Source organism: Serinicoccus sediminis, from assembly GCF_004153545.1.
GTDB lineage: Bacteria > Actinomycetota > Actinomycetes > Actinomycetales > Dermatophilaceae > Ornithinicoccus > Ornithinicoccus sediminis_A.
In genome coordinates this window covers 1-22,685 of the sequence record NZ_SDVA01000014.1, presented here as the reverse complement: position 1 = coordinate 22,685, position 22,685 = coordinate 1, and the positions used below count along the sequence as shown (strand labels likewise).

Below are 22,685 nucleotides of genomic sequence, written 5' to 3'. Positions count from 1 at the left end.
CCGACCTCCGATGTGGCAGACCGTTGCACGCGGCCACGGTGGAGTCATGACACACGACACCCAGACCCCGTCCCACCCGGCCGCGAGCGTCTCCGCACCGACGCCCGCCCCGCACGTCCCCGCCCTCGTCGGCGCAGCCGGTACCGCCGCCCAGGTCGTCGCCGGCACCTACGTCGTGGGATTCATGGCCATGGCCATCTACCTGGTCCCGGGAGGGTTCGCGGCGCCGGTCGATGACCCGGCGGGCTCGCTCGACCACCTGCTCGGCCACCACGTCGAGCTGTCTGCCTGGTACCTGGTGCTCTACCTCCTGGGCGGGGCCGCGATGGCTGTCGTCTCGCTGGGGGTCGGCCAGCGTCTCGCCGCGGCACCGGCGCTGTCCCGGGTGAGCACCGCCCTCGGCCTCATCTGGTCCGGGTTGCTGGTCGCCAGCGGCAGCATCGCCCTCGTCGGGCAGCACGCGGCGGTCACCCTGCACGAGCAGCACCCCGACCTCGCCCTGAGCACCTGGGTCTCGGTCGGGGTCGTGCAGGACGGCCTGGGTGGCGGCGTCGAGGTGGCCGGGGCCCTGTGGGCCGCCGCGGTCGGCCTCGCGGCGCTGCGGGCCCGCACGCTGTCGGCGCCGCTCGCCGGACTGGCGCTCGGTCTGGCGGCCGTCGGGATGGCGACCGTCGTGCCGGCCGCCTCCGACCTGGCGACGTCGGTCTTCGGGCTCGGCCTCATCCTGTGGTTCACCTGGCTCGGGCTGACCCTGCGGCGGCCCTGAGCAGCCACCCGAGGCGCGGCCCCATGACTGGTCACGGGGCCGCGCCTCCCGGTGCGGGCTCAGGACAACAGCTTGGCCTTCGCCGCGGAGAACTCCGCGTCGGTCAGCACACCCGCCTGCTGGAGGGCGGCGAGCTTCTGGAGCTCGCCGATGAGATCTGTCGTCGGGGCGGGTGAGGGCGTCGGGGGAGGGGGGTATGCCGCGGCGGCGGCCTGCGCGGCCGCCTCCATCTGTGCCCGCTGCTGGTCGTCGGCGTACTCCTGCTGCTGGGCAGCCTGCTGAGCACGCGCCTGCTGGTTGCGGGCCATCCCTCCGCTCACCGCCTGGGCGGTGCCGGCGATGACTGCGGTGCGGGCGGCCAGACCGATGAGGCCCGGACGACCGACTCGACCGATGGGCATGTGACTCTCCTAGACCTGTTCGGCTGACCGGAGCAGCTCGTTGACGACGGGCGCGGGGATCCGTTCGGTGCGCAGGACGGTCGCGCCCGCTGCGGCAAGACGCTCCGCCAGGGTGCGCGCGTAGACGAGCTCGAAGACGACGACGACCCCGGACGTGCCGGCCTCGAGCGTGGCGGCGAGCTCCTCGAGGTCCTCCTCGCCCGCCAGACCGGTCTCGGCGGGCTCGAGGCCGGACACGTCCCAGTCCTGCGACCCCTCGGACATCTCCTGCGTCGTCAGCTCTCCCTGCTCGGACCGGGAGACGACGACGAGGTCCAGCAGCCGGAGCAGGCCGCTGTCGACGAGCTCACGCAGGGCAGCAAGGGCACCGGGATCTGGACGGTCACCCTCGAACCCCACCAGGTGCAGCTCGACCGGACCGTAGGTGGATGACCTCATACCACTTCTCCTCACCAGCGCGGACGCTGCGTGGACGACGACGGCGATGTGCTACCGGGCTGCGGACGCCTTGACACGGTGGTCACCCGTCCTCGCGCAGCGGGACGGGGACGTCCGAGCCGCCCTGCTCGGTCACCCGGTCCCGCATCTGGACGATGCTCGGACGCGGCACGAAGGGGCCGGCGACCAGGGCCTCGCCCAGCCGGAACTGGGCCGCCTGCTGCAGCATGGCCCCGGGGACGTGCCCGAAGATGCTCGCCAGCTGCTCCAGGTCCGACCGGGACGTCATCCGCATCAGGGTGAGGTTGTCGCACTGGGTGATGATCCCGGGGTGCACCTTGGACGGGCGCTGGGTCGAGACGAGGAGCCACAAGCCGTACTTCCGGCCCTCGGCGGCGATCTGGACCAGGCGGTCGCGCACCGCGACGCCCAGCGGCGTCTCGGCCTCCGGTGGGCACAGGTTGTGCGCCTCGTCGACCACGATGAGCAGGGGGCGGCGCTCGGACCGGTGCTCCCAGAGGTGGTCGAGCACGCCCAGCGCGATGGCCAGCTGCTCCTCCTGCTGGTCGTAGCCGCCCAGGTCGAGCACGGTCGCGCTGGGGCGACGGTCGAGCACGTCCGTGGCCGAGGTGGTGTGGTCGGACCAGACCGTCCTCCACTCCAGCAGCCCGAGGTTCTCGATGCGTTGCGCCAGCATGGTCGCCTCGGGCGTCCCCGCGCCGTGCAGCGTGGGCAGCACGTCGGCGACGCCGTGCTCGGAGAAGGACGCCGACAGCTGCAGCAGGGCGTTGTACTCCACCCGGTCGACGACCGGGTCCAGCCGCAGGACCGCCGCCTTGGACCGTGCGCTGAGGTCGGTGAACCGGATGCGCAGCGGGTGCTCGTCGCTCTCGGGGCGCAGCACCTGCACGTCGCGGGCGGCGAGCGGCCCCGACTCCTGCGGGTCTGCCCCCGGAACGGTCGTGTCCAGGTGCACGAAGTCGCTGTTGGGGTCGAGCACCAGCACCGGCAGCCCGGTGGCGGTGAGGATGCGCTCGAGCAGCACCCCGAGGGCATACGTCTTGCCCGACCCGCTCTGGCCACACCAGAAGGTATGCCGGTTCAGCTTGCGGGCGACGACGCCCACCGGCACCTCCGGCGCGGCCTGCAGCCGGCCCAGGTGCAACCGCCGGTCCGTCCCGGAGACCGCGGCGGCGACCTCTTCGTCCGAGGCGCGGTGCACGTCCACCGGGCTGGGCACCGGCGCGGGTGGGGCCCCGTCGAGCGCGACGATGGTCCCGGCTGCCACGTGCTCGTCCCGCCCCGAGGCCTCGAGCCGTTCCACCTGGCCCAGGAGCCTGGTCTCGTCGCTCTGCACGACGAGGAAGCCGCCCACCCTCGGCGGGATCCACGACCCCCGGACCCGGAACGACCGGCCATCCGGCGAGTCCAGGAAGGTCGTGCGCCTCTCCTCGAGCTGATCGGCGCCGCTGCCGTCGGACGACGGGGTCACCTGGTCACCAGCTTCCCGCGAGTGGCCGGTCAGGCCCGGTCGCCCTGGTCCGCCGACTGCTCCTCGGAGCCGAACATGTCGCGGACCGCGGCCTCGTCATCCACGCTGAGGTTGGTGGCGATCAGCTCGCCCTGGTGGTCTCCCAGCTCCTCGGCGATGCGGTCCCGCACGCCACCGCTGGACATGAGGAAGAGGGCGGACGTGCCGGGCGTGACCTTCTCCCGGACGGTCTCGATGAACTCGTCGCTGATCCCGAAGTCGCGCATCGACCCGGCCAGCGCCCCCATGGCCGCGCCGAACGCCATACCGAAGAGCGGGACGAAGAAGATGATGCCGAAGAGGAGACCCCAGAACGCTCCTCCCGAGGCCCCCGCACCCGTGGGGGAGAAGGCCTGCTGGGTCCGCGGCTTCTTCTTGTCCTCGGGCCAGGACACGACCACCGCGTCGTGCACCGTGATGAGCTGCTTCTTCTGCAGCTCGATGACCTGGGCCCGGACCTGCTCGGCCCGCAGCGGGTCGTCGAACTTCCACACCGTCAGAGTCGCCATGCCACATCCTCCCGTCGTCGGCGGGACCGGCCAAGATGGCAGCCCCATCCTTGCGGGTGAGTCTGGCACGTCATCGCGCACCCCGTCCACAGGTGTGAGCGGGCTGACGTCCGATCCTGCTCCAGAGCCTCCGTCACGGAGGACGGGTCAGCCCGTGGCTGCGCCCGACCCGTCCCCGAGATGCGGCAGTCCTCCGGTCGTGCAGAGCTGCTCGGCCAGGTCCCGCAGCTTGCTGTTGGTGGTCGTCGAGACCCTCGTCAGCACGAAGAACGCGCCGTCGGGCTCCAGGTCGTACCGCTCCATGAGGATGCCCACGGCCTGGGCGATGACCGTGCGGCTGTCGAGCGCGGCCTGGAGGTTCTGGATCTGCTGCGCGCTCCGCACGGCGACCGAGATGTGCGCCGCCAGGGCCAGACCGTGGTCCCGGTCGGTGGTGTCGAACCCGTCCACCTGGGTGGAGTAGAGGTTGAGAGCGCCCAGCCGGTCGGAGGTCGTGAAGAGCTGGAAGGCCATCATGCTCCGGTAGCCGGTCTCCGCCGACGCCTGCGCCGCCCACCGGGGCCAGCGGCTCTCCTGACGCAGATCTCTGCTGTGCACGACGCGGTGCTCCCAGACGGCGTCGAGGCAGGGCCCTTCGTCGTGCCGGTACTGCAGGACGTCGGCCAGCCGTGCCTCGGGTGCTGTGGCGGCGAGCGTCTCCACCTCACGCCGTCGCGTCACCATCGACAGGCCGATGGCCTCAGCGCCGTCGATGTCCCGCAGTGCCACGTCCACCGCCGTCTGCATGGTGGCGTCCGTGCCCGACTGGTGCTGCAGGTCCCGGGCTGCCTGAGCCATGAGCTCGGGCAGGCTGTCCGGGGTCATCACCTCAGTGTCCTCGCTGCGCCGACGGTTGCCAAGCGGCGTCGGCCGACCGCTCGAGCCGACCCGTGGCGCGGCCGCCGCGACGCCAGGCGGTCCGGGATCGACCGTGGCATGATGTCGACCATCACCTTGCAGAGTGGGAGACCCTCATGGCTGATCCGACGCCGCGGCGCGCCCCTGTCATCGCGGTCCTCGTCTACCTGGCGCTGGTCGTCGTCGCGGTGCTGCTGATCCTCGTCAGTGACGACTCCCTCTCCGGCGTGTTCGCCGTCATCCTGACGCTGCCGTGGTCGGTCGCGGTGACCAGCGTCGTCGACGCCGCAGGAACGGACGTCGACGGGGCTGTCTCCGGGACCATCGGTGTCGTCGTCGGTGCAGCGGTCAACGCGGCCATCATCTACGCCGTGGCGCGCCTCGTGGCCCGCCGCCGCGCCGCCCGCAGGGCCTGAGGACTCGCCTCAGGCCTGCTGCGACGCCTGCTCCTGCTCGGCCTCGGCCAGCTTGGCGCGCACCTCGTCCATGTCGAGAGCGCGCACCTGGTCGACGACCGACTCGAGGTCGCGTGCCGGCAGGGCACCGGCCTGGCGGAAGACGAGCACGCCCTCCTTGAAGGCCATGATCGTGGGGATCGAGCTGATGCCCGCGCCCTGCGCCAGGGCCTGCTGGTCCTCGGTGTCGACCTTGCCGAAGACGACGTCGTCGTACTTCTCGGAGGCCTCCTCGTAGTTCGGCGCGAACATCTTGCACGGGCCGCACCACTCGGCCCACCAGTCGACCAGGACGATGTCGTTGTCGGTGACGGTCTGCTCGAAGGTGTCTGCGGTCAGGTCTACGGTGCTCATGGCGGTTCCAACGCGAGCACCCCTGGTCTTCTTCCATGCCCGACCGTGCCTGCTACCGTCGCGTCATGCGAATACTTCGCAACAAGGCGGCGGTCTTCGCCTCCTCCGTCGCTCTGGTCGGTCTGCTGCTCACCGGGTGCACCGACCCCACCGCCGTGCCCTCGGCGGGGGGCGAGGGCGCGACGTCCACGGCCTCGACCGACGCGGCCGAGGTCGTCATCGCCACCGGGGGTGAGCCGGACAGCTTCAACCCGGTCCTGGGGTATGCCCGGTGGGGCGACGGCAAGGTCGTCGAGGGTCTGACCCGGCTCGGCGTCGACCTGGTCGCCGAGCCGGCGCTCGCCGAGGACCTGCCGGTGGTGTCCGACGACGGCCTCACCTACACCTTCACCCTGCGCGAGGGGGTGACCTTCCACGACGGGCAGACCCTCGGCGCCGACGACGTGGTCGCGACCTACGAGGCCGCCCTCGACCCCGACAACGCCTCCCCGGTGGCGGCCGACCTCACCGCGCTGGAGTCGGTCGAGGCCGTGGACGACCGCACGGTCCGGTTCACCCTGACGCACCCGCAGTCCGCCTTCGTCACCACCACCACCCTCGGCATCCTCCCGGCCGACGCGGTCGACGCGACCTCCCCGCAGGACGTGGTGGGCACCGGTCCCTACCAGGTCGACGGCTACCGGGCGGGGGAGCGGATCGTGCTCTCCGCGTACCCCGACTACTGGGGCGAGGAGCCCGAGGTCACCCGGGCCACGTTCCTCTTCGTCGAGGACGACGCGGCGCGCGCCGCGCGGCTCGCCTCCGGCGAGGTCGACGCCGCCCTGCTGCCCACCCAGGCGCTCGGACGGTTCGAGGACGACGACGCCTATGACGTGGTGCGCCGCGACACCGCGGACTTCCGGGCCCTGGTGCTCCCCGAGGGGGGCGAGGTGAGCGGCGACCCCGCCGTCCGCGCAGCACTGCACACCGGCCTGGACCGGGAGGCCCTGGTCGAGGGCGCGCTCGCCGGTGCCGGCCGCCCCGCCTTCGGCCCCATCCCGCCCGAGGCGGTCGAGTACTCGGACGTCCTCGAGGTCGAGCCCGATCCCCGCGCTGCGGAGCAGACGCTGGAGGACGCGGGCTGGGCCGAGGGCGACGACGGGGTGCGGACCCGCGACGGCGAGCGGGCGGCCTTCACCCTCATGTACCCCGCCGGGGACACCCTGCGCCAGAACATCGCGCTCGAGGTGCAGGCCCAGGCCGCCGAGCTCGGCATCGAGATCGAGCCCGAGGGGCTCAGCTGGGAGGCCATCGAGCCCCGGATGGCCACCGACGCCCTGGTCTACGGCACCGGCAACCCCTACAACGCCGACCTGTCCACGTACCCGCTGTTCCACTCCTCCCGCGCCTTCCAGGGCTTCGACAACCCGGGTGGGTACGACTCGCCGGAGATGGACGAGGCCCTCGAGGCCGGGCGGGCGGCCCAGGCGGACGCCGAGCGGGTCGAGGCCTACGCCACGGTGCAGGAGCAGCTCGCGCAGGACCTTCCCTGGGTGTTCCTCGCCTACGTCGAGCACGACTACGTCATCGAGGCCGGCACGTGGTCGGGGTATGACGTGCCCCTCGTCGAGCCGCACGAGCACGGTCTCCAGGGCGGGCCCTGGTGGAACCTGCCCGAGTGGACCGTCTCCGGCGGGTGAGGCTGCTCGACCGGTCGGCCCGGGCCGGATCCCCGCTGACCCGGCTCGTCCTCGGCCGGCTGCTGCTGCTGCCGGTGCTGCTCGCCGTGGTCACGCTCGTGATGTTCGTGCTGGCCCAGCAGACCCCCTTCGACCCCGTCCTCGCGGCGCTGGGGGAGCGGGCGCTGACCATGGACGGCCCGACCCTGGAGGCGATGCGCGACCGGGCCGGTGACACCGGGGCGGTGCAGCAGTGGGCCGCCTGGTGGGGCAACGCGCTGCAGGGCGACCTCGGGGTGTCCTCGAGCCAGCGCGCACCGGTGGCGACCGTCATCGCGCAGCGGCTGCCGTGGACGCTGGGTCTCATGGCGGTGTCCCTGGTGCTGGCCGTGGCCGGCGGGGTGCTGGTGGGCGGGCTGGCCGGCACGCGCCCCGGCTCCTGGGCCGACCGGGTGGCGGGCGGCGGCCTGCTCTCGGTGCAGGCGGCCCCGCCGTTCTGGACGGGCCTGGTCGCCGTGTGGGTGTTCGCGGTCTGGCTCGGGTGGCTGCCCACCGGTGGGGCGACCTCGCCGGACACGGACGCCGTGGAGCCGTTCGACGTCCTGCGCCACGCCGTCCTTCCCGTGCTGGTGCTGGCGCTGTCCCAGCTGCCGTGGTTCGGGCTGGTCGTCCGGGACGCCACCCGGGACGCCCTCGCCGGGCTGCCGGTGCGCGCGGGCTGGGCCCGGGGCATACCCACCTCACGGCTGCTGCGCCAGCACGCCGTCCGACCCGCCCTGCTGCCGCTCGTGACCGTGGTCGGCGTGCGGGTCCCGGAGCTCATCACCGGCGCGGTGCTCGTCGAGACCGTCTTCTCGTGGCCGGGGGTCGCGAGCGCCACCGTGGACTCGGCCCTGCGCCTGGACTTCTCGCTGCTGGCGGCACTCACCGTGCTCACCACGGTCATCGTGGTGCTGGGCAACCTCGCCGCGGACGTCGCCTACCGGGTGGTCGACCCCAGGGTGGGGCAGCGCGATGGCTGAGGGCTGGCGCGAGGTCGCGGACGCCCGGTCGCGACCGTGGGACAGACCCCGGGTCCGCGCGACCGGGGCCCGGGGGGTCTGGTGGGGGGCCCTGCTCGCGGTGGTCGTCGTGGTCCTGCTCCTCGGGGCCGGGGTTGGGACGCAGCGGGCGGACTTCTCCCAGGCGTTCCTGCCGCCCTCGGCGGAGCACCCCTTCGGCACCGACCAGGCAGGGCGCGACCTGCTGGCCCGCAGCCTGGCCGGGGCCCGGGTCTCGCTGCTCGTCGGGCTGGTCGCGGCGCTCGTCTCCAGCGTCGTCGGCGTGGTCGTCGGAGGGCTGGCCGGCTCGCTCGCCTCCCGTGGGGGAGGAGTCGTCGACGGCGTCCTCATGCGGCTCGTCGACGCCGTCAACGCCCTGCCGCACCTGGTGCTGGGCATCGTCATCGTGGCGCTGCTCGGCCCCTCCCTCAGCAGCGTCATCCTCAGCGTGGCGCTGACCCACTGGACGACGACGGCCCGGATCGTGCGGGCCGAGCTGCTGGCGCTGCAGCACGTGGGTTTCGTCGAGGCCGCGGTCGGAGCGGGAGCGGGGCGGTGGTGGGTGCTGTCGAGGCATCTGCTGGCCCACGTGGCGGGCCGGGTCCTGCTGGCGACGGTGCTCATGGTGCCGCACGCGATCATGCACGAGTCGGCGCTGAGCTTCCTCGGCCTCGGGCTGCCCGACGACCAGGCCTCGCTCGGCACCATCATCGAGCAGTCGCGCACGGCCGTCCTCGCCGGCCACTGGTGGCCCGCGGTGCTGCCGGGCCTGCTGCTCGTGGCGCTCAGCCTCGCCGTCTTCGCGCTGGCCGAGCGGCTGCGCCCGGTGTCGAGGGGGCGGGCGTGAGCGAGGGGTATGCCGCAGGCCCGGTCGAGGGGCTGAGGGTCGAGGGGCTGGGGGTGGCCCTCCCGGACGGCCGGGGCGGCCACCACACCGTGCTGGAGCAGGTCGACCTGCGGGTGCCGCGCGGCCGGCTCGTCGTGCTCCTGGGCCCGAGCGGCGCCGGCAAGTCGACCCTGCTGTCGGCCCTGCTGGGCCTGCTGCCCGGCGGCTCGCTCGTCCGCGGCCACGGGTGGTGGGAGGAGGAGGGTGCCGGCCGGCCGCTGGACCTGGTCGACCCGGGCGCCCCCGCCCGGGCCCGGGTGCGCGGACGCGTCGCGGCGTGGCTCCCGCAGGCGCCCCAGGGCGCGCTCACCCCGGTCCTCACCGTCGGCCACCACCTCACCGAGAAGGCGCGGGTCCACGTGCCGGTCTCGCAGGTGCCGACCACGGTGGGGGAGGCCATGCGCCGGCACGACGTCGACCCGGCGTGGCGTCGCCGGCTGCCGTCCCAGCTGTCGGGCGGGCAGGCACAGCGGGTGTCGAACGCCCTCGCGCTCCTCGGCGACCCCGGCCTCGTGCTGGCCGACGAGCCGACGACCGGTCTGGACCGGCCGCGGGCCACCGCCGCGGCGGACGGGCTGGCGGCCCTGGCCCACGACGAGGGGCGCGCCGTGCTCGTCGTGACCCACGACCTGCGGCTGGCCGAGCAGGTCGCCGACACCGTCGTCGAGCTGGACGACGGCCGGTCCACCGGCGGCGACGTGCCGGTGCCCGAGGTCATCGCCCGGGCGCGCACGGCGACGCACCGGTTGGCCCCGCACGCCACGACGGCCCAGCGGCTGGCCGTCGTGACGACCCCGCGATCGGCGGACGGGGTGGAGCCCCGGCCGCAAGCCCCCGCACGGCCCCTGCACCCCGCCGGCCGGGCGCAGCCTCGGCCGCAGGCGCCTCCGAGCCAGCACGTCCCGGACGGCCCCGGCCTCACGGCGCTCGACCTCACCCTGCGCCGGGGTCGGGGCACGCTCGTGCGCAGCGGGGTGACGCTGCAGGTCACCCCCGACCGCACCACGGGTCTCATGGCACCCTCCGGGGCGGGCAAGACCACGCTGCTGCGCACCTTGGCACTGCTGCACGCGCCGTCCGCCGGGCAGGTCCGCCTCGACGGGCGGCCGGTCCGCGGCACCGGGTATGCGGTGCCCCCCGCCGTGCGCCGACGCGTCGCCTTCGTGCCGCAGGACCCGCGCCAGGGCGTCGACCCTCGGTGGACGGTGGGCCGCAGCCTGCTCGAGCCCGCGCGGCTGGCTGGCCGGCCGGCCGACGACACCACGGTCGCGCGGCTGCTGGACCGGGTGGGTCTGGCCCCCGAGCTGGCGAGCCGCCGGCCGGACGAGGTGTCCGGGGGGCAGCTGCAGCGGGTGGTCCTCGCCCGGGCGCTCGCGCTCGACGCGGACTACCTCCTGCTCGACGAGCCGACGTCCATGGTCGACGCCGCCACCGCCCGGGCGGTCGTCCGCGCCGTGCACGAGCACCAGCACACCACCGGCTGCGGCGTGCTCGTCGCCTCGCACGACGAGGAGCTCCTGCGCACCTGGTGCGACGTCGTCGTCGAGTGGTGAGGCGCGCACGGCACGCCGGGAGCGGGCTGCATACCTCCGGCGCCCTGCGACGCGCCACAATGGGGCCATGAGCCCCGTCCCCTCCGTGTCGAACTCCATCACCGTCCGGCTCGAGCTGCCGGCGCGCGTCACCGCCGTCTCCGAGATCACCACCGCGGTCTCCGACGTCGGCGGCATGGTCACCGCGGTCGACATCAGCGACTCCGGCACCGAGCGGCTGCAGGCGGACCTGACGATCGCGACCTACGGCACCGACCACGCCGCGGAGGTCGTCGAGGCGGTCAGCGAGGTCGACGGGGTGGAGATCGGGCGGGTGAGCGACCGCACCTTCCTCGCCCACCTGGGCGGCAAGCTCGAGGTCAAGTCCAAGCTGCCGATCCGCAACCGCGACGACCTCTCCCTGGTCTACACACCGGGCGTGGCGAAGATCTGCCAGGCCATCGCCGAGAACCCCGAGGACGCGCGCAGCCTGACCATCAAGCGCAACACCGTCGCCGTGGTCACCGACGGCTCGGCCGTCCTCGGGCTCGGCGACATCGGGCCGCTGGCCGCCATGCCGGTGATGGAGGGCAAGGCCGCGCTCTTCAAGAGGTTCGCCGACATCGACGCCTTCCCCATCTGCCTCGACGCCCACGACAGCGACGAGATCGTGCGCATCGTCAAGGCGCTGGCCCCTGGTTTCGCCGGGATCAACCTCGAGGACATCTCGGCACCCCGCTGCTTCGAGATCGAGGCGCGGCTGCGTCGCGAGCTCGACATCCCCGTCTTCCACGACGACCAGCACGGCACCGCGATCGTGGCGCTGGCCGCCCTGAAGAACTCGCTGCGCGTGGTCGACAAGGAGATCGGCTCGGTCAAGATCGTCATGTCCGGCGCCGGGGCGGCCGGGTCGGCGATCATCCGGCTGCTGCTGCAGGCCGGGGCCACCGACGTCCTCGTCGCCGACGTCGACGGGGTCATCCACCCGCGACGGCCCGACGTGATGCGCGGCGACAACGGCAACCTCGCCTGGATCGCGAGCCAGACCAACCGCGGACTGGAGTCGGGGACCCTCAAGGAGGCCCTCGTGGGGGCGGACGTCTTCATCGGGGTCTCGGCGGGCAACATCCTCACCGGCGAGGACATCGCGACGATGAACGAGGACGCCGTGGTCTTCGCGATGGCCAACCCGGTCCCCGAGGTCGACCCGGTGGAGGCCGGCCGGCACGCGACGGTGGTGGCCACCGGGCGCAGCGACTTCGCCAACCAGATCAACAACGTGCTCGTCTTCCCCGGCGTCTTCCGCGGTCTGCTCGACGCCGCGAGCGACCACATCGACGACCAGATGCTGCTCGCCGCGGCCTCCGCGCTCGCCGACGTCGTCACCGCCGACGAGCTGAACCCGACCTACATCATCCCCAGCGTCTTCAACCCCAAGGCCACCAAGGCGGTCGCGCAGGCGGTCGAGCAGGCCGCGCGGGCGCGCCGCGAGGCGTCGAGCTGACGAGCGGCCCACCACCCCCGCACCGGCCGCCCGGCCTGGACCTCGTCGTGGTCCTCGGGTGGTTCGCGCTGCTCGTCGCGCTCCTCGTGCAGTGCTACGGGCTCTACGCGCCGCAGATGCCGGGCCCGGACGGCGTCCCCGGTCTGGACAAGGTGGGGCACCTCGTCGCCTTCGCCGTCCCCGCCGCCCTGGCCTGGTGGCTGCGCGCCCGCTGGTTGCTGCCGGTGCTGGTCCTGCACGCTCTCGTCAGCGAGCCGCTGCAAGCGGTGCTCGCCCCCGGCCGCCAACCGGACCTCGTCGACGCCGTCGCCGACCTCGTCGGCATCGCGCTCGGCGTCTGGGTCGCCGCGACGACCGCACGCCGGTGGGGTCATGATGGTGACATGGGCGAGACGTCGACGCCGGTGAGGGGGGAGTCGTGAGTCCGCGGCGGGATCCGGGACGGGTGACCGGCGAGCTGCTCGTCGCCACCCCGCTCACCGGGGAGCCCTTCGCTGGGTCGGTCGTCCTCGTCCTGCACCACGACGAGGACGGCGCCCACGGGCTCGTCCTGAACCAGCCGATGGAGGCCGGTGTCGATGCCGTGCTGCCCGAGTGGCAGCCCTTCGTCACCGACCCCGGGGTGCTCTTCCGCGGGGGGCCGGTCGGGCGGGACACCGCCATGGGGCTGGTGAGCGTGCCGGGGCACCGCCCGGAGGACCCGCCGCTGGGCACCCAGCTGCTCTTCGGAGGGATCGGCCTGGTCGACCTGGACGCGCCGGCGCCGCTCGTCGTGCCCGAGCTGGGAGCGTTCCGGATCTACGTCGGCTACAGCGGGTGGTCGGCCGGCCAGCTGGACTCCGAGATCCGGCACGGCGCGTGGGAGGTCGTGCCGCGGGAGCCGCGGGACGCCTTCCGCGAGGACACCAGCGACCTGTGGCGCGAGGTGCTCCTGCGGCAGCGCTCCTCGGTGTCCTTCCTCACCACCTGGACCGAGCACCCCGAGCGCAACTGACCGGGGCCGCCCGTGGTGGGGTCAGCCCTCTCCGCCGCCGGACCCGCCGTCCGAGCCGCCACCGTCCTGCGGCTCGCGCAGCCCTTCGTAGATCTCCTTGCACTGCGGGCACACCGGGAAGCGCTGCGGGTCCCGACCGGGCACCCACACCTTGCCGCACAGCGCGATCACCGGGTCGCCGCTGAGCGCCGACTCCATGATCTTCTCCTTGCGCACGTAGTGCGAGAAGCGCTCGTGGTCGCCCGGCTCGGACAGGTCGGGCTGGACCCGGGTGTCCTCGCGCTCCAGCACGGCGGTCTGCGTGGACGGCTGGCTGGGTGCCTCGGGCGCGTCGAGGGGCTGGTCGGACATGCGGACGCTCATGCGCCCCAGTCTAGGCGCGCCCCGGTATGCCTGTCCGCGGGCGGAGGGAGCGGCATACCACGGCGTCCAGGGCACCGGCGGGAGCGGGAGGGCCGGTGAGTCGGATCCGGAAACGACCTATCCTGGCGAGTCGATGTCCACTTCAGCCGCCTCCCACCTGCCCCCCGCCTATCCCGAGCGTGCCGCCTGGGGGACGGCGGGCAAGCTGCGCGCCTGGCAGGCGAGCGCCCTGGAGACCTACCTCACCGAGCGCCCGCGGGACTTCCTGGCCGTGGCGACGCCCGGTGCCGGCAAGACCACCTTCGCGCTGCGCGTCGCGACCGAGCTGCTCGACCGGGGCGAGGTCCAGCGCATCACGGTCGTGGCCCCGACCGAGCACCTCAAGACCCAGTGGGCCGAGGCGGCCGCCAAGGTCGGCATCCGGATCGACCCGCGCTTCGCCAACGCGCAGGGGCGGCACAGCCAGGACTTCGACGGGGTCGCGGTGACGTATGCCGGGGTCGCCAGCAAGCCGCTGCTGCACCGGGCGCGCACCGAGGCGGCCCGCACGCTGGTCATCCTCGACGAGGTCCACCACGGCGGGGACGCCCTGTCGTGGGGGGAGGCCGTGCGGGACGCCTTCGAGCCCGCGACGCGACGGCTGGCGCTCACCGGCACGCCCTTCCGGTCGGACACCGCGGCCATCCCGTTCGTGCGCTACGAGATGGACCCGGAGGGGATCCTGCGCTCGTCCGCCGACTACACCTACGGCTACGCCGACGCCCTGCGCGACGGGGTGGTGCGGCCGGTGCTGTTCCTGTCCTACGGCGGCACCATGCGGTGGCGCACCAAGGTGGGCGACGAGCTCGAGGCGCGGCTGGGGGAGCCGCTGACCCAGGACGTCACCAAGCAGGCCTGGCGCACCGCGCTGGACCCGGCGGGCGACTGGGTCCCCGCGGTGCTGCGGGCGGCGGACAAGCGGCTGAGCGAGGTGCGCCGGCACGTCGAGGACGCCGGCGGGCTGGTCATCGCCTCCGACCAGCGCTCCGCCCGCGCCTACGCCAAGCAGCTGCGCGAGATCACCGGCGAGGCCGCCACGGTCGTGCTCTCCGACGACGCGGGCGCCTCGGCCCGGATCGAGGAGTTCGCGACGGGCGACTCACGCTGGATGGTCGCGGTCCGCATGGTGTCCGAGGGGGTGGACGTGCCGCGGCTGGCCGTGGGGGTCTACGCCACGTCGACCTCCACACCGCTCTTCTTCGCGCAGGCGGTGGGCCGGTTCGTCCGCGCCCGGCGCCGGGGCGAGACCGCCTCGGTCTTCCTGCCCAACGTGCCCCTGCTGCTCGGCCACGCCGGCTCGATGGAGGTGGAGCGCGACCACGCGCTCAACCGCAAGGACACCGGGGAGGACCAGCTGTGGTCCGAGGAGGACGGGCTGGTCGAGCAGGCCCAGGCCGCCGAGGGTGCCTCGGACGAGCTGACCGGCAGCTACGAGGCGATCGGCTCGGACGCCGAGTTCGACCACGTGCTGTTCGACGCCGAGCAGTTCGGCCTCGGCGGGGTGCCCGGGTCGGAGGACGAGGACGACTACCTCGGCCTGCCCGGGCTGCTGGAGCCCGACCAGGTCGCGACCCTGCTGCGGGAGCGGCAGAAGAAGCAGGTCGGGCGGGACGGCGGCCAGGCGCGGGCCCAGGCGGTGTCCGCCCACCGCGCCCTGGCCGAGCACCGCAAGGAGCTGAACAAGCTGGTCTCCGCCTACGCCCAGAAGAAGGGCCAGCCGCACGCCGTCGTGCACGCCGAGCTGCGCCGCACCTGCGGCGGCCCGGAGCTCGCGACGGCCACCTCCGAGCAGGTCCGCGACCGCATCGAGACCATCCGCCGCTGGTTCGTCGGCCGCCGCTGACGCCATACCCGCACCGGACGCGCGGTCAGGACGCACCGGACGCGCGGTCGGACCGTGACCTGTGCACGCCCCCATGCGCCCCACCCGCACCTGTGGACGGGTATGCAGCCGGTGCGCAGGTTCTACCGCACGCACAGGCTGCGCAGGCCGGGCGTGGGGACGAACATGACTGTCCTGGGCCTTGCCGCACGCCTATCGTGCACCGTCATGAGGCTGGCGTTGATGGACGAGGTGACCCGTCGCTACGCCGCGCTCGACCAGCCCTCGTGGCCATGCCCGAGGGACCCGACGGAGTCGCCGCAGGGGTGGGAGTACTCCCGCGTGACGGACCCGGCGCGGTATGACGTGCTGCTCGCCAGGACGAGGGTGTGGACCGAGGTCCTGTGCACCGTGGCCGGAGCCCGGCGCGCGGACATACCTGCGCCCAGGGCCGCCCTGCGGGAGGCGGCGGCTGACCGCGAGGTGCTCCTCAGACTGCCGGCCGATGCTGCTCCACCGATCTGGTTCCTCGAGAGATTGGGCAGAGCCCGCGACGGGCTGGTGGCCGCTGTCGAGATCGCCGTCGGAGAGCCTCGCGTGAGCCTGGGTCGCTTGCCGATGTGCGGCTGCGACGCCTGCGACGAGGGCAGTGACTCGTTGCTCCAGGACGTCGACGAGCTGGTCCTGCACGCGATCAGCCCCTTCGTCGCCCTGCGCGGTGGGGACTGGTCGTTCGACCGTGGGGTGATGACACAGGGGTCCTGGGGGAGGGGCCGGCCCTGGAGCTTCTCAGAGCTGGTCCGGCTCGCGGACTCGCTCCTCGCCGGGGAGCAGGTCGCCGTGCCCGACGATGCCCAGGTCGTGGTCAGCCAGGGGTGGGGCTGTGCATGAGCAGCCACGCCAGGGGGCTGCTCAGGACGTGCACAGGCCGGGCGTGAGGACGAGAAGGACGGTCGCGAACCGTGCTGGATGACGGGCCGGGTATGCCGCGCGCGCCCGCAGGTCGTGCCGCTTCCACGGGGCCGCCCCACGCCATACCTCGCCCGACACGAGCAGTCCGTGCGGATCCGCACCAGCACGCCGTCGGTGACGAGCCTGCGGACCTGGGTGCGGCTGAGGCCGAGGGCCCGCAGGTCGTCACCGCTCGCGACGTGGCGCTGGGCGGAGGGGCGGCCTCGGACCGTGCACAGGTGCCGGTGGGGTGCATGTGGTGTGCACAGGTATGCCGGAGCAGGTCGCCCGCGCGGATAGTCTGGCCCCATGAGTCAGCAGGCAGGGTGGTACGACGACCCCGAGGACGCGCAGAACCTCCGCTACTGGGACGGCGTGCAGTGGACCAACCACACGGCACCCAAGCAGAAGCCCAACCTCGCCGAGTCGGGCCAGCAGTGGCAGGCACCCGAGTCGGACGGTTCCGGCCAGGGTCAGCAGGGTCGGTCCGGGTGGGGGCAGCAGGGCCAGGGCGGCTGGGGCCAGCAGGGTCAGCAGGGCCAGGGCGGCTACGGCCAGGGCCAGCAGGGGTGGGGACAGGGTCAGCAGGGCTACCAGCAGCCCAACCCCTACGCCGGCCAGACCGGGCAGAACCCGTACCAGGGCCAGTGGCAGGGCGGCCCGGTTCCCGGCGGGTACCAGCCGCAGCCGGGCCCGACGACCCCGGACGGCCAGCCGCTCGCCGGCTGGTGGCACCGGGTCGGGGCTCGCCTGCTCGACGGCCTGCTCGCGCTGGCCCTCAGCATCGTCCTGGTCTTCGCCACGATGACCCCCGAGGTCAGCAGCGCGATGGAGGACTACGTCCTCGACCCCGATCCGACCGCCGCCATCCCGGTGGTGCTGGAGGACTGGATCCTCCAGGTCGGCCTCGTCACCGCACTGCTCGGCGTCGCCTACGAGGTCCTCATGGTGAAGTTCTTCGGCGGCACCGTCGGCAAGCTCATCACCGGGTTGCGGGTCCGGCTCCGCGACGAGCCCGGTCTGCCCACCTGGCGCGCGGTGCTGCTGCGCTCGGCGGTCTACCAGGGTCCCAACCTCGTCAGCAGCCTGGTGCCCGTCCTGGGCTTCCTCGGCCTCTTCACCATCATCAACGTCCTGTGGCCGCTGTGGGACCCCCAGAACCAGGCCCTGCACGACAAGGCGGCCGGGACCAACGTGGTCAAGAGGCGCTGAGGCCGCGCCCGCGAGTGGCATCATCGACGGTATGAGCCGCGGCCTGATCATCGTCGACGTCCAGCACGACTTCTGCGAGGGCGGGTCGCTGCCGGTGACCGGCGGGATCGCCGTCGCCAGCGGCGTGAGCGACTACACGACCGAGCACGCCCAGGAGTACGCGGCGGTCGTGGCCACCGCCGACTGGCACGTCGACCCGGGTGAGCACTGGGCCACCGACGGCGAGCCCGACTACGCGACCTCGTGGCCGGTCCACTGCGAGGTGGGCACCGAGGGGGCCGAGTTCCGGCCCGAGCTCGGTCCCGCGCTGGGGCACGTGCAGGCCGTCTTCCGCAAGGGCGAGCACGAGGCCGCCTACTCGGGGTTCGAGGGCACCAGCGACGTCCACGGTCGGCAGGTCGGCCTGGCCGAGTGGCTGCGGGAGCGTGGCATCACCGAGGTCGACGTCTGCGGCATCGCCACCGACCACTGCGTCCGGGCGACGGCGCTGGACGCCCGCCGCGAAGGTCTGCAGACGCGCGTCCTGCTCGACCTGTGCGCCGGTGTCGCCCCGGGGTCGACCGAGGCGGCGCTGGAGGAGATGCGCCAGGCCGGGGTGGAGCTGGGGAGCAGCGGCACGACGCAGGGCCCCGGCGCCGCCTGACCGGGCTCAGCTCCAGTCGTCGAGGTAGGTCGTCGCCAGCGCCGGGTCGCCGAGCGAGAGCCGCAGCGCGCGCTGCGGGAGCTCGGCGAGGGCCCGCTGGTGGTGCTGGCGGGCGCGCTGCACGTCGGTCGGGGCGACGACCTCCCCGTGCTCCACGAGCGGGACCAGCAGCGTGCGGTCGTCGCCGTCGTCCTGCGGACGCTCGTTGATCCCGATGATCTCCTCGGTGGCCACGCCGTCCGGCGAGCGGCGCCGCAACGCGTACTTGCGCCCGCCCACGCTGGTCTTGTCCTTGCTCGCCTTGGCGACGCCCTCCATCGCCCCGGAGCCGCTCTCGCGGCTCACCAGCTTGTAGACCATGCCCGCCGCCGGGTGCCCGGACCCGGTCACCACCTTGGTGCCCACCCCGTAGGCGTCGACGGGCGCCGCCTGCAGCGCGGCGATGGCGTGCTCGTCGAGGTCGGAGGTGACGACGATGCGGGTGTCCGGCGCGCCCAGCTCGTCCAGCAGGGTGCGCACCTCGAAGGCCTGGCCGAGCAGGTCACCCGAGTCCAGCCGTACCCCGCCGAGCGCGGACCCGGCCAGCTCGACCGCCAGCTCCACCGCCCCGGTCACGTCGTAGGTGTCGACGAGCAGCGTCGTGGACAGCCCCAGGCTGGCGAGCTGGTTGGCGAAGGCCTGGCGCTCGTCGTCGTGCAGCAGGGTGTAGGAGTGCGCGGCCGTCCCCATGGTCGGGATGCCGTGCCGGCGGCCCGCCTCCAGGTTGGAGGTCGAGGCGAACCCCGCGAGGTATGCCGCGCGCGCCGCCGCGACCGCCGACTCCTCGTGCGTCCGGCGGCTGCCCATCTCGATGCACGGACGGCCGTGCGCGACGGCCGTCATCCGCGACGCCGCCGAGGCGACGGCCGAGTCGTGGTTGAGGACGGAGAGGAAGAGCGTCTCCAGCACCACCCCCTCGGCGAAGCTCGACTCGACCACGAGCAGCGGCGAGCCCGGGAAGTAGACCTCGCCCTCGGCATACCCCCAGATGTCGCCGCTGAAGCGGAAGTCGGCCAGCCAGTCGAGGGTGCGCCGGTCGACCACCTGGCGGTCGGCGAGGAAGGCGATCTCCTCCTCGCCGAAGCGGAAGTCGCGCAGCGCCTCCAGGGCCCGCCCGGTGCCTGCGACGACGCCGTAGCGCCGGCCCTCCGGGAGCCGCCGGGCGAAGGCCTCGAAGACGCACCGTCGGTCCGCGTGACCGCTGGCCAGCGCGGCCTGGATCATCGTCAGCTCGTAGTGGTCGGTCAGCAGGGCGGTGCTCGGGCTCACCCCCGCACCCTATGGTGGGGGCGTGCCCGTCGACACCCCCAGCCCACCGGCCCCGCCGGCCGGCCCGCAGACCACCCCGCAGGAGCAGGGCGGGGTCGCCGTCCTGGACCGCCCGGAGTCCGACCGTCCGTGGGTGACCCTGGTGTGGAACGACCCGGTCAACCTCATGAGCTACGTCACCTGGGTCTTCCAGACCCACTTCGGCTACACCCGCAGCAAGGCGGAGAAGCTCATGATGGACGTCCACACCGTGGGCCGCGCGGTCGTCTCGACCGGCACCCGGGAGAAGATGGAGGCCGACACCGAGGCCATGCACGGCTACGGCCTGTGGGCCACCTTCCAGAAGGACGACTGAGGTATGGCGCACGCGTTCCGGCGCCAGGGTGAGCGGCTGGTGGGCTCCTTCGACGCCGACGAGATCGCGGTGGTCGTCCACGTGCTGCGGCTGACCCGGGACTTCGTCGCCCCGGAGCGCCCGGAGACCGGCGACCCCTTCCTCGACCTCGTCGCCGGTCTTGGGGACGAGGTCGACCCCACCGAGCCCAGCGACCCGGCGCTGCGCCGCCTGCTGCCGCCCGCGTCGAGGGACGACGACGAGCAGGCGGCCGAGTTCCGCCGGCTCACCGAGCACGGGCTGCGGCAGCGCAAGGCGAGCACCCTGGCCACGGCCATCGCCGCGCTCGAGGCGGCGGCGCCGCCGCGGCTGGAGCTCGACCTCGGGCAGGGCCGCGCCCTGGCCGTCGCGCTCACCGACGCGCGGCTCATCCTGGGCGAGCGGCTCGGGCTGCGGACCGACGAGGACTCCGAGCGACTGCACCACGAGCTGGAGGCGGCCCTGGCGGGGGAGACCGAGCTCGACCCGGCGCTGGCGCAGAAGATGGCCTACTACGACTTCCTGTCCTGGGTGCAGGAGTCGGTGACGACCGCGCTCATGGGGCACTGAGGCATACCCCAGCGACGCCGTCCCGGGGTCCGACGAGGGGCACCCGCCCGATGCCGCGCGAAGTAGGCTGGCGGCCATCATGACGACCCACTCCGCACCTGTCTCCGCCACCGAGCACGACGACGTCACCGGCCCCGACGTCCGCGTGCGCTTCTGCCCGAGCCCGACCGGGACGCCGCACGTCGGTCTCGCCCGAACCGCCCTCTTCAACTGGGCCTACGCCCGCCACCACGGCGGGACGCTGGTCTTCCGCATCGAGGACACCGACGCCTCCCGGGACTCGCAGGAGTCGATGCAGCAGATCGTCGACGCGCTGGAGTGGCTCGGGCTGGACTACGACGAGGGCCCCGGCGTCGGGGGCCCCTACGGCCCCTACCGGCAGAGCGAGCGGGCCGACCTGCACGCCGACGTGGCGCGACGTCTGCTCGAGGCGGGCCTGGCCTACGAGTCGTTCAGCACCCCGGAGGAGGTGGAGGCGCGGCACCGGGCCGCGGGGCGGGACCCGAAGCTGGGCTACGACAACCACGACCGCGACCTCACCGAGGAGCAGCGGCAGGCCTACCGCGAGGAGGGCCGCGAGCCGGTGCTGCGGCTGCGCATGCCCGACGAGGACCTGACCTTCACCGACCTGGTCCGCGGTGAGGTGACCTTCGGTGCCGGGTCGGTGCCGGACTTCGTCATCGTGCGAGGCAACGGCCAGCCGCTCTACACCTTGGTCAACCCGGTCGACGACGCCCTCATGCGGATCACCCACGTCATCCGCGGGGAGGACCTGCTCTCCTCGACGCCGCGGCAGATCGCGCTCTACCGGGCGCTCATCGAGATCGGGGTGGCGCAGCGGGTCCCGACCTTCGCGCACCTCCCGCTCGTCCTGGGGGAGGGCAGCAAGAAGCTGTCCAAGCGGGACCCGCAGTCCGACCTCTTCCTGCACCGCGAGCGTGGCTTCGTCCGGGAGGGGATGATCAACTACCTGGCCCTGCTCGGGTGGTCCATCGGCCCCGACCGCGACATCTTCGACCCCGAGCACCTCGTCGCCGCGTTCGACGTCGCCGACGTCAACCCCAACCCGGCGAGGTGGGACCAGAAGAAGGCGGAGTCGATCAACGGCGACCACCTGCGGCGGCTGTCCCTGCCGGAGTTCACGTCCCGGCTGCTGCCCGTGCTGCGCGAGGCCGGTGTCCTGGGCGAGCAGAGCGACATGGGTGAGCTCGCCCGGCTGGAGGCGGTGGCCGACCTCATCCAGACCCGCATCCAGGTGCTGTCCGAGGCCGTCCCGATGGTGCGTCCGTTCTACGTCCGCGGCGCCGACCTCGAGATCGCCGAGGACGCCCGTGGGCAGCTCAAGGACGACGCTCCCGCGGTCCTGGACGCGGCCGTGGCGGCGCTCGAGCCGATCTCCGGCGCTGCGCCGGAGCCGCTCGGCGGGGGCGTGGACTGGACCCACGAGCGGATCGAGGCGGCCCTGCGCGAGGCGCTCGTGGACGGGCTCGGCCTCAAGCCGCGGTTCGCCTTCGGCCCGCTGCGCACCGCGGTCTCGGGGCAGCGCATCAGCCCGCCGTTGTTCGAGTCGATGCAGATCCTGGGCCGGGAGGAGACCCTCGACCGGCTCCGGCGGCTGCGCGCCTCGCTCTGAGCCAGGCCCTGGGCCAGGCCGGGGGATTTGGGGTCGGCGACGCAGGCACGGTAGAGTGACTCCTCGGTTCGCCGCCCCGCACGGGGTCGGAGATACCCCTTGGGGTATGGTGTAATTGGCAACACGGCTGATTCTGGTTCAGTTGTTCTAGGTTCGAGTCCTGGTACCCCAGCGCGACATCGAGACGCCGCTCTCGATTTCGTGGAGGTCCGCCCGGTCGGGTAGGCTCTCCGCTCGGCGCAGTCAGCGTCGGACACGGCCCCGTTGTGTAGCGGCCTAGCACGCCGCCCTCTCAAGGCGGTAGCGCGGGTTCGAATCCCGTCGGGGCTACCCGTGTCGAACGGCCCTCATCGCAGCAGCGATGGGGGCCGTTCCGCATGTGCGGGCCCGGGTCGGGGTAGCGTGGGGGCCCGCCGTCCGCAGGCGGGCGACCTGCGGGCACAGGCCCGGCACGGTGGAGAGGTGCGGCATGAACAAGGCAGACCTGATCGAGGCGCTCGCGCCACGGCTGGGCGGCCGGGCGGCCGCCTCGGCGGCCGTCGAGGCCATGGTGGACGTCGTCCTGCGCGAGGTCGCGTCCGGGGGCTCGGTGGCCATCACCGGCTTCGGCACCTTCGAGCGGGTGCAGCGGGCCCCCCGCACCGGGCGCAACCCCCGCACCGGGGAGCCGGTGCCGATCGCGGGCACGACGAGCCCCCGGTTCCGGCCCGGCAGCTACTTCAAGGACGTCGTCGCCGACCCGGCCGGCCTGCCGGCGGAAGGGTCCGCCGGCGTGCGCGGGGCGGTCACCGAGAGCGGCACGGGGC

25 protein-coding genes and 2 tRNA genes are annotated in these 22,685 nt (G+C 73.4%); 19 read left to right on the top strand and 8 right to left on the bottom strand.

Going from position 1 to position 22,685, the window contains the following annotated elements; translation table 11 throughout:
- Nucleotides 1-46: 46 nt before the first annotated feature.
- Nucleotides 47-766, top strand: coding sequence for a hypothetical protein (locus EUS26_RS12930; protein WP_130014244.1), 720 nt, complete (start codon nt 47-49; stop codon nt 764-766).
- Between the two features lie 59 nt (nt 767-825).
- Here EUS26_RS12930 and EUS26_RS12925 read toward each other — a convergent pair whose 3' ends face one another.
- The 5 genes from EUS26_RS12925 to EUS26_RS12905 all read right to left on the bottom strand — a co-directional run bounded on the left by EUS26_RS12925 (nt 826) and on the right by EUS26_RS12905 (nt 4,509).
- Entirely contained in the window at nt 826-1,167 is a 342-nt protein-coding gene (locus tag EUS26_RS12925; protein ID WP_130014243.1) for an SHOCT domain-containing protein, read from the bottom strand.
- A gap of 9 nt (nt 1,168-1,176) precedes the next feature.
- The gene (locus EUS26_RS12920) at nt 1,177-1,605 is read right to left on the bottom strand and encodes a DUF6325 family protein (protein WP_130014242.1); all 429 of its coding nucleotides are present in this window, start codon (nt 1,603-1,605) and stop codon (nt 1,177-1,179) included.
- An 82-nt stretch (nt 1,606-1,687) separates the two neighbouring features.
- Nucleotides 1,688-3,097: an ATP-binding protein gene (locus EUS26_RS12915; protein WP_130014241.1), complete on the bottom strand. Its 1,410-nt coding sequence runs from the start codon at nt 3,095-3,097 to the stop codon at nt 1,688-1,690.
- Nucleotides 3,098-3,126: 29 nt separating this feature from the next.
- Nucleotides 3,127-3,645: a DUF1269 domain-containing protein gene (locus EUS26_RS12910; RefSeq protein ID WP_130014240.1), complete on the bottom strand. Its 519-nt coding sequence runs from the start codon at nt 3,643-3,645 to the stop codon at nt 3,127-3,129.
- Between the two features lie 147 nt (nt 3,646-3,792).
- Nucleotides 3,793-4,509, bottom strand: a complete 717-nt coding sequence (locus EUS26_RS12905) for a GAF and ANTAR domain-containing protein (protein ID WP_130014239.1) — start codon at nt 4,507-4,509, stop codon at nt 3,793-3,795.
- 149 nt (nt 4,510-4,658) lie between these two features.
- Between EUS26_RS12905 and EUS26_RS12900 the strand changes: the two genes are divergently transcribed.
- Complete coding sequence (locus tag EUS26_RS12900) at nt 4,659-4,958, top strand: SCO4225 family membrane protein (protein ID WP_130014238.1); 300 nt, start codon at nt 4,659-4,661, stop codon at nt 4,956-4,958.
- A gap of 9 nt (nt 4,959-4,967) precedes the next feature.
- On the opposite strand, the gene trxA is transcribed toward EUS26_RS12900, so the two are convergent.
- Nucleotides 4,968-5,351 (bottom strand): thioredoxin, encoded by a 384-nt coding sequence (gene trxA / locus EUS26_RS12895; RefSeq protein WP_130014237.1) that lies wholly within the window; start codon nt 5,349-5,351, stop codon nt 4,968-4,970.
- Nucleotides 5,352-5,386: 35 nt separating this feature from the next.
- On the opposite strand from trxA, the gene EUS26_RS12890 reads away from it, so the two are divergent.
- The 7 genes from EUS26_RS12890 (at nt 5,387) to EUS26_RS12860 (ending at nt 12,965) form a co-directional block, all read left to right on the top strand.
- Nucleotides 5,387-7,030, top strand: coding sequence for an ABC transporter substrate-binding protein (locus EUS26_RS12890; protein ID WP_130014236.1), 1,644 nt, complete (start codon nt 5,387-5,389; stop codon nt 7,028-7,030).
- Nucleotides 7,027-8,031 (top strand): ABC transporter permease, encoded by a 1,005-nt coding sequence (locus EUS26_RS12885; protein ID WP_238148975.1) that lies wholly within the window; start codon nt 7,027-7,029, stop codon nt 8,029-8,031. Before EUS26_RS12890 ends, EUS26_RS12885 begins: the two co-directional genes overlap by 4 nt.
- Entirely contained in the window at nt 8,024-8,896 is an 873-nt protein-coding gene (locus EUS26_RS12880) for an ABC transporter permease (protein ID WP_130014235.1), read from the top strand. The genes EUS26_RS12885 and EUS26_RS12880 overlap by 8 nt, the downstream gene beginning before the upstream one ends.
- Nucleotides 8,893-10,488 (top strand): ATP-binding cassette domain-containing protein, encoded by a 1,596-nt coding sequence (locus tag EUS26_RS12875; RefSeq protein ID WP_165368612.1) that lies wholly within the window; start codon nt 8,893-8,895, stop codon nt 10,486-10,488. Before EUS26_RS12880 ends, EUS26_RS12875 begins: the two co-directional genes overlap by 4 nt.
- Before the next feature lie 67 nt (nt 10,489-10,555).
- Nucleotides 10,556-11,971, top strand: coding sequence for an NAD-dependent malic enzyme (locus EUS26_RS12870; RefSeq protein WP_130014233.1), 1,416 nt, complete (start codon nt 10,556-10,558; stop codon nt 11,969-11,971).
- Between the two features lie 47 nt (nt 11,972-12,018).
- Nucleotides 12,019-12,393, top strand: coding sequence for a VanZ family protein (locus EUS26_RS12865; RefSeq protein ID WP_202865148.1), 375 nt, complete (start codon nt 12,019-12,021; stop codon nt 12,391-12,393).
- Nucleotides 12,390-12,965, top strand: a complete 576-nt coding sequence (locus EUS26_RS12860) for a YqgE/AlgH family protein (RefSeq protein WP_130014232.1) — start codon at nt 12,390-12,392, stop codon at nt 12,963-12,965. The genes EUS26_RS12865 and EUS26_RS12860 overlap by 4 nt, the downstream gene beginning before the upstream one ends.
- A gap of 21 nt (nt 12,966-12,986) precedes the next feature.
- On the opposite strand, the gene EUS26_RS12855 is transcribed toward EUS26_RS12860, so the two are convergent.
- The gene (locus EUS26_RS12855) at nt 12,987-13,328 is read right to left on the bottom strand and encodes a DUF3039 domain-containing protein (protein WP_130014231.1); all 342 of its coding nucleotides are present in this window, start codon (nt 13,326-13,328) and stop codon (nt 12,987-12,989) included.
- A 133-nt stretch (nt 13,329-13,461) separates the two neighbouring features.
- On the opposite strand from EUS26_RS12855, the gene EUS26_RS12850 reads away from it, so the two are divergent.
- From EUS26_RS12850 to EUS26_RS12835, 4 genes are all read left to right on the top strand, one after another.
- Nucleotides 13,462-15,210, top strand: coding sequence for a DEAD/DEAH box helicase (locus EUS26_RS12850; protein ID WP_130014230.1), 1,749 nt, complete (start codon nt 13,462-13,464; stop codon nt 15,208-15,210).
- 207 nt (nt 15,211-15,417) lie between these two features.
- The gene (locus EUS26_RS12845) at nt 15,418-16,080 is read left to right on the top strand and encodes a DUF6226 family protein (protein WP_130014229.1); all 663 of its coding nucleotides are present in this window, start codon (nt 15,418-15,420) and stop codon (nt 16,078-16,080) included.
- 369 nt (nt 16,081-16,449) lie between these two features.
- Nucleotides 16,450-17,352 (top strand): RDD family protein, encoded by a 903-nt coding sequence (locus tag EUS26_RS17370; RefSeq protein WP_130014228.1) that lies wholly within the window; start codon nt 16,450-16,452, stop codon nt 17,350-17,352.
- A gap of 31 nt (nt 17,353-17,383) precedes the next feature.
- Entirely contained in the window at nt 17,384-17,995 is a 612-nt protein-coding gene (locus EUS26_RS12835; protein WP_130014227.1) for a nicotinamidase, read from the top strand.
- Nucleotides 17,996-18,001: 6 nt separating this feature from the next.
- On the opposite strand, the gene EUS26_RS12830 is transcribed toward EUS26_RS12835, so the two are convergent.
- Entirely contained in the window at nt 18,002-19,258 is a 1,257-nt protein-coding gene (locus EUS26_RS12830) for a nicotinate phosphoribosyltransferase (protein ID WP_238148981.1), read from the bottom strand.
- A 67-nt stretch (nt 19,259-19,325) separates the two neighbouring features.
- On the opposite strand from EUS26_RS12830, the gene clpS reads away from it, so the two are divergent.
- From clpS to EUS26_RS12800, 6 genes are all read left to right on the top strand, one after another.
- Nucleotides 19,326-19,658: an ATP-dependent Clp protease adapter ClpS gene (gene clpS / locus EUS26_RS12825; RefSeq protein ID WP_202865147.1), complete on the top strand. Its 333-nt coding sequence runs from the start codon at nt 19,326-19,328 to the stop codon at nt 19,656-19,658.
- A gap of 3 nt (nt 19,659-19,661) precedes the next feature.
- Nucleotides 19,662-20,246, top strand: a complete 585-nt coding sequence (locus EUS26_RS12820; protein WP_130014225.1) for a DUF2017 family protein — start codon at nt 19,662-19,664, stop codon at nt 20,244-20,246.
- A gap of 79 nt (nt 20,247-20,325) precedes the next feature.
- On the top strand, nt 20,326-21,879 hold the full coding sequence (gene gltX / locus EUS26_RS12815) for a glutamate--tRNA ligase (protein ID WP_130014224.1): 1,554 nt from the start codon (nt 20,326-20,328) through the stop codon (nt 21,877-21,879).
- A gap of 100 nt (nt 21,880-21,979) precedes the next feature.
- Nucleotides 21,980-22,051 (top strand) — tRNA-Gln (locus EUS26_RS12810).
- Nucleotides 22,052-22,136: 85 nt separating this feature from the next.
- Nucleotides 22,137-22,209 (top strand) — tRNA-Glu (locus tag EUS26_RS12805).
- Between the two features lie 139 nt (nt 22,210-22,348).
- Nucleotides 22,349-22,685 (top strand): HU family DNA-binding protein (locus tag EUS26_RS12800; RefSeq protein ID WP_130014223.1); only part of this gene is annotated, 337 nt, incomplete at its 3' end.